We start from the raw sequence: 9,079 nt of genomic DNA on the forward strand, positions 1-9,079 counted from the left end.
CCGCCAATCACGCCTTCACGTTAACCGACCGGGGAAATCCGCCACCCCGAGAGGTGTGTGACCTACATCACGCGGGGTTGGGGTGGCTCCGTGCTTTAACCGTCAAGTACCGTCTTTCCCGCCCCCACGGAAGGCAGGAGAAGGCCATGTCTGATTTAGGACAGGTTGACTATCTCGTCATCGGCGGCGGCCCTGCGGGCCTCCAGGCCGGGTACTTCCTCCAGAAAAGCGGCAGAGATTACCTCATCGTGGAGGAGAGCGACGCTCCGGGCGCTTTCTTCACGCGTTTCCCCAGACACCGGACCCTTATTTCGTCCAACAAGGTGCACACCGGCTGGAGCGATCCGGAGATGCGCCTGCGTGTCGACTGGAACTCCTTGCTCTCGGACGAGGGTCCACTCTTCACCGCCTACTCCCCGCGCTATTTCCCGCCGGCTGACGACATGGTCCGCTACCTGGCGGACTTCGCGCGGACGCAGGACTTGCGCATCCGCTTCAACACCCGCGTCGCTCGCATCGCTCGGCCCGACGGCGGCCTCTTCACCGCGACGGACCAGAATGGCAACGTTGTCCGGGCCCGGCGCGTCATCGTCGCCACCGGCGTCTCGCGGCCGTACGTGCCACCCATCGAGGGCGCCGACGAGGCCGAGCACTACGACCAGGTGTCCGTCGACCCCGCCGAATTCACCGACAAGCGGGTACTGATCATCGGGCGGGGCAATTCCGCGTTCGAGACGGCCGACAACCTCATCGAGACCGCCGCCGTCATCCACGTCGCCGGACCCGGCTCGCTCAAGCTCGCCTGGCGGACGCATTTCGTCGGGCACCTCCGGGCCGTCAACAACAACTTCCTGGACACCTACCAGCTCAAGTCCCAGAACGCCATACTGGACGGCGACATCCTGCGCATAGCGCGGAACCCGGACGGCACCTATGTCGTGAGCGTGAAATTCTCACGCGTCGAAGAAGTGGTCAAGGACATCCCGTACGACCGGGTCATCCTGGCCACCGGATTCCGTTTCGACGCCTCGATCTTCGACGACGACTGCCGTCCCGACCTCGTCATCAAGGACCGTTTCCCGCAGCTCACCGACGCCTGGGAATCCGTGAACGTGCCCGATCTGTATTTCGCCGGCACGATCACCCAGTCCCTCGACTTCAAGAAGTCCACCAGCGGCTTCATCCACGGGTTCCGGTACGGCGTGAAGGCGCTGCACCGCATACTCGAACGCCGCTACCACGACCAGGAATGGCCGCACACCACCCTGCCCGCCGCCGCGGACCCCGTGACCGACGCGGTCATCGAGCGGGTCAACCGCACCTCGGCCCTGTGGCAGATGTTCGGGTTCCTCGGCGACGCGGTCCTCGTCGGCACCGACGGTGAGGTGCGCTACTGCGAGGAGGTGCCGGTGGCGCATCTCCACGAGGCCGCCACCCGGGGCGAGCTCGGGAACCTGACCTCCTACTTCGCCGTCACGCTGGAGTACGGCGCCGACCACGACCAGGTCGACCCCTTCGACATCACCGTCAGCAGGACGCCCCAGCAGGACACCAGCGGCCTCGACGCGCGCTATCTGCACCCCGTGGTACGGCAGTTCCTGCCCGACGGCACCGGCAAGCCGGTCGCCGAGCACCACCTCACGGAGAACCTGGAGAACGAGTGGGACAACGCCGACGTCCACGTCGGCCCGCTGCGCTCCTTCCTCGCCTCCCGGCTGTCCACCGGGGACGACCTCCCGGCCGGCGAGGAACTCGCCGCGCCCCGGGCATGACCGGCCCGCACGCCGGCCCGCCGCACGATCCAGCCGAGTCGGCACGCGAGAAGCTCAGCCCCGAGCACTACGACTACTTCGCCGGCGGCGCGGGCGAGGAGAAGGCGCTCAGGGAGAACGAGGACGCCTTCGGCCGGCTGGCCCTGCTTCCCCGGGTACTGCGCGGCGGCGCCGACCGCGACACCCGGGTGAGCGTGCTGGGCCGGGAGTGGCCGGCGCCGCTCTTCGTCTCGCCCACCGCCTTCCACCGCCTCGCCCATCCGGACGGCGAACTGGCGACCGCGCGCGCCGCCGCCGTGACCGGCATCCCGCTGGTGACCGGCATGGCCGCCACCACGGCCGTCGCGGACGTGGTCGCCGCGGCCCGCGACGCGGACCCGGAGGCCGTGGTCTGGTTCCAGCTGTATCTGCAACCGGAGCACGAGGTCACCGCCGAGCTGGTGCTCCGGGCCGAACGGGCGGGATGTTCCGCCCTCGTCGTCACCGTCGACTCGCCCGTCTTCGGCACGCGCACCAGGGACCTGCGCAACGGCTTCCACGACCTGCCGCCCGGCCTCGCGGCCGAGAACATGCGGGACCTGCCCGGTACGGCACCCGGCACCACCCGCGACATCGCGATGTGGCCGGCCGGCTGGGACGACCTGGGGCGGCTGCGCGAGCTGACCGACCTGCCCCTCGTCCTCAAGGGCGTGCTGCATCCCGAGGACGCGCGTGTCGCCGTCGGGCAGGGCGTGGACGCGCTGCTCGTGTCCAACCACGGGGGACGGCAACTCGACGCCGCCCCGGCATCCGTCGAGGCACTCCCGGCCGTGGCCGAGGCCGTCGCCGGACAGGTGCCGGTCCTCATGGACGGCGGAGTACGCCGGGGCACCGACATCGCACTGGCCCTCGCCCTCGGAGCACGGGCCGTCGGCGTGGGACGGCCCGTGCTGTGGGCCCTGGCCACGGGCGGCGAGGACGGCGTACGGGACATGCTGACGGCACTGCGCGAGGACTTCGACCAGGCGCTCGCCCTCTGCGGCGGCCACCGGCCCGAGAACCTTTCGGCCGACCAGGTGGTCCCGCGCGGCCTTCCGTACGGGCTCCAGGGCCTCGCGGCGGACAACGTGGCCGCGCGCGGTTTCCCGTACCGGCCCCAGGGCCTCGCGGGCGACCAGGTGGTCCCGCGCGGTCTCCCGTACGGGACCCAGGGCCTCGCGGGCGACCAGGTGGCCGCGCGCGGTCTCCCGTGCGGGCCCCGGAGAGGAGAACGCGCATGGTGAGCAGGAGAACGGCGGCGGCGCTGGCCGCGGGCGGCGCGCTGCTGCTGTCCTCACCGGCCTGGCTGCCCGGCAAGGTCGTCGCCCTCCGCACGAAGGTCTTCGCCCGCGTCAACGGTGACGAGGGCATGCTCCTCCCCAACGCCACCTACGGCCCCGACCGTTTCCAGGAGGTCTACGGCCACCCGGCCGCCGGGGGCCGCAGCAAGGGCGCGGCGCTGTCCGACCTGTTCTGGTACTGGCTCGCGCCCGGCGCCGACGTCCACCAGGAGCACCTGGAGGCGGGCCCCCGCTACGACGAGGTCGCCCGCCGGACACTCGCCATCCTCTCCGGCCCGTCGGCGGAGCTGTACGACGCCGCCGCACGGCACACCCGGCAGGCCCTGGAGTCCGCCGCCACCGGAGGCGTGCGCGCGGTACGGCTGCGCGATCTGATGATGCCGGTGTGGGCCGAGTTCTTCTACGGCCTGGTCTTCCAGGAACCCTGCCCGGCCGAGGCCCGACGGCTGATCGTCGCCCACGCCGAGGACGTCGTCAACGCCCTCAAATGCACCCGTCCACGCCACATGCGCCGCAGGAACCGGCTGACCCGCTACCTGCTGCGCCGCTTGGCGGCCGGTGACGTACCGCACGCGCTGCCCGCCGGCCTGACTCGCCGTCAGCAGGCGTTCTACCTCCAGGGCACCTTCTTCAACACCGCCGTCGTGCAGATGTCGGAGGCGATGGCCCACCTCCTGCTGGTCCTGGCCCAGCACCCGGACATACAGGAACGGGTGGCGGCCGCACCTGACGACGACCGCTACCTGACCCACGTCATGAACGAGACGTTCCGCCTCTACCCGCTGTTCGGGGTGGCCCACCGGATCACCACCGCGGACATCGCCCTCGACGGCCTGCCCACGATCCCGGCGGGCTCCGTCCTCACCTTCAGCTATCCCGACTACCACGCCACCGGCTACGCCGACCCCGAACGCTTCGACCCCGAACGCTGGGCGGCGCTCTCCGCGAAGAACGCCCACCACATACCGTTCGGCGTCGCCACCAACCGGCCCTGCCCCGCCTGGCGCCTCGCACCCGTCGTCATGCGCGCCGCGACCCGTGAGGTGCTGGCCCGGTACGTGCTCGACTCGCCCGTCAGCCACACCCGCTCCATCCCGCACCGTGCTCCCTGTCTGCTCCTGCCCCGGGACCGGCCGGCCCCGGACCGTCTGCGACGCGTCCTGCGCACGGCACTGACCGCCCGCGACCGGGCCGAGGACGTCGGACGCAGCCTGCTGCAACTCCTCTTCGGCACCTGGATGGTGCTCGACGCCCGCCGCACCAGACCCGCCGCGACGTACTTCGCCCGGCACGACACCGAGGGCCGCCCACTGGACGGCGAACACGGCTCGGCGGGCACGGCGGCGGGACGGGAACAGGCCGCGGCCACCTGCCCCTACACCGGCCAAAGCGCCTGACAGCGGCATCACCCCCCATACGTCTCCTCACCAAGGAGTCACCGTTGTCGACCACCGAGATGGGTCCGGCGTTCTTCCTCGCCGTGGCCGTCATCCTCACCGCGTGCCGCCTCGTCAGCCGGCTGCTCCGCCCGCTCGGCCAGCCACCCGTCGTCGGCGAGATGGTCGCCGGCGTGGCCCTCGGCCCCTCCGTTCTCGGCCTCCTCTCGCCCGGCCTGGAGAAGGCCGTGTTCCCGGACGAGATCCGTCCCGTGCTGTACGTGGCGGGGCAGGTCGGCCTCGTCGTGTTCATGTTCCTGTCCGGATACGAGTTCCGTACCGACCGGCTGCGGTCGGTGGGCCGCACGGCGGTGCCCGTCTCGGCGGCCGGCATCGCCGTTCCGCTCCTGCTGGGCACCGGACTGGCCTGGGCGGCGCACGACGCGGTGGACCTCTACCCGGACGGGATCTCACCCACGGTGGGCGCGCTGTTCGTCGGTGTCACCGTGGCCATCACGGCCTTCCCGATGATGGCCCGGATCATCACCGAACGCGGCCTGACGAACACCCGCTTCGGCGCGGTCTCCCTGACCGCGGGAGCGCTGGACGACGCCGTGGCGTGGGTCCTGCTGGCCGGGGTGCTCAGCATGGCGGGCAGCGGTGCGGACACCTTCCTGCGCGCTGTGCTCGGCACGGCCGGGCTCGCCGTGTTCCTCGGGATCTTCCTCCGCGTCCGGCCCCGGGCCCTCGAACGCGCCCGGCGGCTGACCGAGGAGCACATGCTGCTGGTCACCGTCCTCCTCCTTTTCCTCGCCGCGTGGTACACCGACCGCATCGGCCTGTACGCCGTGTTCGGTGCCTTCAGCCTCGGCGTCGCCTTCCCCCGAGACCCGGTCGTGACCCGCGCGGTGGAGGCCGTCGCACCGGTGAGCCGGATCGTGTTCCTGCCCCTGTTCTTCGCCTACTCCGGGCTCAACACGGACTTCACCCTGCTGTCCGACGGCACGCTGCTGCTGTTCACCGTGGTCTGTGTGGTGGTGGCGATCGTCAGCAAGTTCGGCGCCTGCTGGGCCACGGCACGCCTGCTGGGCGAACCCCAGTCCGTCGCCGTCCGCGTCGGCGCGCTGATGAACGCGCGCGGCCTGATGCAGCTCATCGCCATCAACGTGGGCCTGGCCGCGGGCATCGCCTCACCCGCCCTCTTCGGTGTCCTCGTGATCGTCGCCCTGGTGACGACGATCATGACGACCCCGCTGCTGGCCCTGCTCGACCACCGCGATCACAGCCGGCAGCCGGAAGAGACTCCCCTGACCGAGATGACCCCGACTACGAGCGAACCGTGACGCCGTCCACGCCCCCCGGGTCCCACGGCGGCGCGACGCGCGCCACGCACCCCACAGATGACGCCGTTCTCATCGTCCGTAGGCGCTTCCTCGGCGGAGGGGGCCGACGTCGGCGTGGCGGCCGGGGCGGAGGGCGGCGTGGCGTTGCCCCGGACCGGGACCGTCGCGGGCCGCGAGCCGGTCGGCGACGGCTCCGGTGACCAGGGCGTAGACGGCCTTGTGCAGGACGTCGAGGACGAGTTCCGTGCGGGGCCAGGTGGAGGGCGGAGCGCCCACACCGGTGGCGTTCTCCAGGATCTGGTCGTTCGTGAGGCGGACGACGGCGAACTTGGCGGAGGCGAGCGGCCCGCGCAGGCCGGCCTGGGCCATGACCGAGCGCAGTACGCCGAGCGCGGCGGCCTGGCCGTAGTGCATGGCCCAGTTCACCGGCAACGGCTGCGTACCGGGGCGTTCGGGCAGGCCCGTCAGGCGCTGGAGCACGCGGGCCGGCACGTGGGAATCGGGCCGGCCGGTGAGGGCCTGCTCGGCCTTCTCCCCGAGAGTCATCACGACGCCGCCGGCGATACCAGCGATCGAGCCCTGCCACAGCGCACGCCTGATCACGTTCGGCCGAGTACCCGACAGGGCTGCCGTCACTCGCCCGGAGGCCGGCCGCACCACGCTCACCCCGCTCGGAAACCGGATCGTCCTGACGTCGGCCACCGGTTCCGCCCCACCGCCTGCTCAGCGGAGGACGGCTGTCAGGTGGCGTCTGGGCTGGCGTCCGCTCCCGCCCGGTTCCCGCGGGCTCAGCGCGGCGGGAGTTGGAACAGGTCGTACGCGGCGATCGTCTCGAAGCCCATGCGCCGGTAGACGCCGACGCCCAGGCCGCTGGCCCGGAGCGTGCCGGTTCGCAGGCCGCGTTCCCGGCCGGCTCGCACGGCTGCGGAGGTGAGGGCCGCTCCGATGCCCTGGCGGCGGTGGGCTTCGGCGGTGGTGACCACGTAGACGCCCGCGACGCCGTGTGCGGCGAATGAGGGCGGTGCCCACGGGCTGTCCGTGGAGGCGTCCTGTGAAGCGGGCGGGATCCGGGGTGTCCGGCCTGGTGGCCTCGCACCGCACGATGCTGTCCAGCAGGTGGGGAGCGAAGCCGAAGGCAGGCTCCTGCTCGCCGCCCGCCCACCGGCGCGGGCCGAGCGGCAACTGCGCGCGCAGCCGCTGCGCACCCCCACCGTCGCTCAGCATCAGCGCCCCGATGCGCCGATTCACCCGGCACGAGTCGGCCTTCGTCGTGGCGGTGCGGGGAACTGCGACGCGGGTGGCGGAGCGGCTACGTGCCGCTGAGCACCCCGCCGGGCGATAGGCGGACCGTGGCGGCCTGAACGACCATCGCCCCCGCGGTCCCGACGGCGCGCCCAGCTCCGGCGTCCTGCCGCGATCCGTCCTCCGCGCGAGCCGCGTTTCCCGCACTGCCGGAAACGCGCCCGCGTGCCGGCTCTGCTCTCGACCGGCTCTGTTTCCCTTTCGGGGCGCACCCCTCTACGGTGGGTCCACAATCCAAACTTACTCATCAAGGGGTCGGCATGCCCGATTCGGTTCGCCACAGCGTCAACACCCCCTCGGACACCGGAGCCGCCACGGGTCCAGTCCCGGGAGAGTGGCCCCCGACCGACGGCACCGTGACCATCGACCGCTCCTGGAGATCCTGGTCCGGCGCCCACGGCGGATACGTGGCCGCGCTGGCGCTCGCCGCCATGCACGACTGCCTCGCCGGACGGACCGGGCACCCCGTTCCGGTCCGCACCGTGGGCGCGCACTTCCTGGCCCCCGTGAACCAGCAGCCGCTGCGCTTCGCGGCCCGGGTCCTGCGCGAGGGCCGCCGCACATCCATGTCCTCGGTCACCGCGGTGCAGGGCGAGGCCCCGGTCCTCACCGGTTCCGCCGTGTTCGGACGGGGCGGCAGCGGGCCCGCCTACACCGACCTGCCCGCGCCCGCCGTACCGGGCCCCGGGGACTGCCCGTCGTTCACCCTCCCCCCTGACCTGGCGCTTTTCGCCGCCCACCTGGAGATCCGTCCGGCCACCGACGCGCGCCCCCTCGGCGGCGGAGAGCGCGCCGAACTCCTGGCCTGGATACGCTTCGCCGACCGCAGGCCGCTGGACGCCCGCACCCTGGTGGTCCTCGCCGACGCCCTCCCGCCCGCGCTCTTCGCCCTGTGGACCGTGCCCCGGCCGGTGCCGACCGCCGAACTGACCGTGCACTTCACCGACGCCCTGGACAACCGCCCCGCCTCCGACTGGGCCCTGGTCCGCATCCGCACCGAGCATGCCGGCAGCGGCTGGGCCATCGAGAACAGCGCGATCTGGTCCACCGACGGCCGCCTCCTCGCCCTTGCCCGCCAGGCACGCGCCATCCGTGAGGAGTAGGGGCCCCAAGGGAAAGGGCGGACTGACCTCGGCCGGGGGTGGACCGATCGCTTCGACGGAGCAGTGCCGAACCCATGGCATCGCGCGCGGTGCCGCCGGAAGGTGTGTGAGCTGCGGCATTGCCATCGTGGGCGACACGTCATCACGATGACGTGACGACGGACGTCAAGGAAAGCGGTTCCTCATGGGCGAACATGTGCACGTGCGGCTCAGTCAGGGACTGAGCGTGTCGGAACAAGGAGAACTGATCGAGCACTCCCGCTGCCGGTGCGGGGCCACATGGACCAAGGTGTTCGACGTGGACGGCGAGGACCCGGACCGCACTGACTCTTCCTGACCCAGGGCGGCTGTCTCGGCTCCGCGCCGAGTGTCCGGTGAGCGATGCGGCCGGGCCCGGGATGCCGGCCGCGTCCGGCGGCACCCCTCGACCGGCTGATCAGATCACCGGCGGCCCCGCCTCGACGCGGCGCAGTACAGGGGGCAGACGGTCCAGGTCGGGGCCGGTCTGGATCTGTCGCTCGTCCCACCAGGTGGCGCCGGCGTCGTACAGCGGACCGATCAGGTCCTTCGCCTTCGCCGCGTCCGGGGGCGTGGCACCGCCGAGCACCAACTCGAAGGGGCGCACGGCCCCGGACGCGCGCTGCTCGCGTACGTAGCCGACCAGTTCCCGTACCTCCGCCACATCGGGCACATGCCCATGCCGTGCCGTCTCGAAGAGCGGCACCGCGCCGTCCCACCGCGGCGCCCGCCGCAGGGGGGGGGGGGGGGGCCAGAACCCGCCGACCCCCACCGGCGGAAGGGGGCGCTGCACACTGGGGGGGGGAAGGGTCCCATCCCGGAACCCGTGGTGGCCACAGTGGTTGG

The 9,079-nt window shown here is 72.0% G+C and carries 8 protein-coding genes and 1 pseudogene; 6 read left to right on the forward strand and 3 right to left on the reverse strand.

The genetic code is table 11. The annotated features are described in order from the left end of the window. Nucleotides 1-146 precede the first annotated feature (146 nt). The 4 genes from ACZ4WH_RS30800 to ACZ4WH_RS30815 are packed head-to-tail and all read left to right on the forward strand — an operon-like array spanning nucleotide 147 to nucleotide 5,810. Nucleotides 147-1,772, forward strand: coding sequence for an NAD(P)-binding domain-containing protein (locus ACZ4WH_RS30800; protein WP_468186929.1), 1,626 nt, complete (start codon nucleotides 147-149; stop codon nucleotides 1,770-1,772). Next, a complete protein-coding gene (locus ACZ4WH_RS30805) occupies nucleotides 1,769-3,034 on the forward strand; it encodes an alpha-hydroxy acid oxidase (RefSeq protein WP_468186932.1) in 1,266 nt (421 codons plus the stop codon). Before ACZ4WH_RS30800 ends, ACZ4WH_RS30805 begins: the two co-directional genes overlap by 4 nt. After that, nucleotides 3,028-4,488 (forward strand): cytochrome P450, encoded by a 1,461-nt coding sequence (locus ACZ4WH_RS30810; RefSeq protein ID WP_468186935.1) that lies wholly within the window; start codon nucleotides 3,028-3,030, stop codon nucleotides 4,486-4,488. Before ACZ4WH_RS30805 ends, ACZ4WH_RS30810 begins: the two co-directional genes overlap by 7 nt. A gap of 44 nt (nucleotides 4,489-4,532) precedes the next feature. After that, a complete protein-coding gene (locus ACZ4WH_RS30815) occupies nucleotides 4,533-5,810 on the forward strand; it encodes a cation:proton antiporter (RefSeq protein ID WP_468186938.1) in 1,278 nt (425 codons plus the stop codon). A gap of 69 nt (nucleotides 5,811-5,879) precedes the next feature. On the opposite strand, the gene ACZ4WH_RS30820 is transcribed toward ACZ4WH_RS30815, so the two are convergent. Both ACZ4WH_RS30820 and ACZ4WH_RS30825 read right to left on the reverse strand, forming a co-directional pair. After that, the gene (locus ACZ4WH_RS30820) at nucleotides 5,880-6,413 is read right to left on the reverse strand and encodes a hypothetical protein (protein ID WP_468186941.1); all 534 of its coding nucleotides are present in this window, start codon (nucleotides 6,411-6,413) and stop codon (nucleotides 5,880-5,882) included. Between the two features lie 185 nt (nucleotides 6,414-6,598). Further along, nucleotides 6,599-7,021, reverse strand: a complete 423-nt coding sequence (locus ACZ4WH_RS30825; RefSeq protein WP_468186944.1) for a GNAT family N-acetyltransferase — start codon at nucleotides 7,019-7,021, stop codon at nucleotides 6,599-6,601. A gap of 351 nt (nucleotides 7,022-7,372) precedes the next feature. Here ACZ4WH_RS30825 and ACZ4WH_RS30830 point away from each other — a divergent pair, with 351 nt between their 5' ends. Both ACZ4WH_RS30830 and ACZ4WH_RS30835 read left to right on the forward strand, forming a co-directional pair. Then, nucleotides 7,373-8,215, forward strand: a complete 843-nt coding sequence (locus ACZ4WH_RS30830) for an acyl-CoA thioesterase (protein ID WP_468186947.1) — start codon at nucleotides 7,373-7,375, stop codon at nucleotides 8,213-8,215. A gap of 184 nt (nucleotides 8,216-8,399) precedes the next feature. Then, nucleotides 8,400-8,552, forward strand: a complete 153-nt coding sequence (locus ACZ4WH_RS30835; protein WP_468186950.1) for a hypothetical protein — start codon at nucleotides 8,400-8,402, stop codon at nucleotides 8,550-8,552. 99 nt (nucleotides 8,553-8,651) lie between these two features. Here the strand turns inward: ACZ4WH_RS30835 and ACZ4WH_RS30840 are convergent. Continuing rightward, nucleotides 8,652-9,079 (reverse strand): annotated as a pseudogene (locus tag ACZ4WH_RS30840) (LLM class flavin-dependent oxidoreductase); the annotation flags it as partial.

The sequence above is a fragment of the Streptomyces sp. NPDC029138 genome (genome assembly GCF_055564375.1).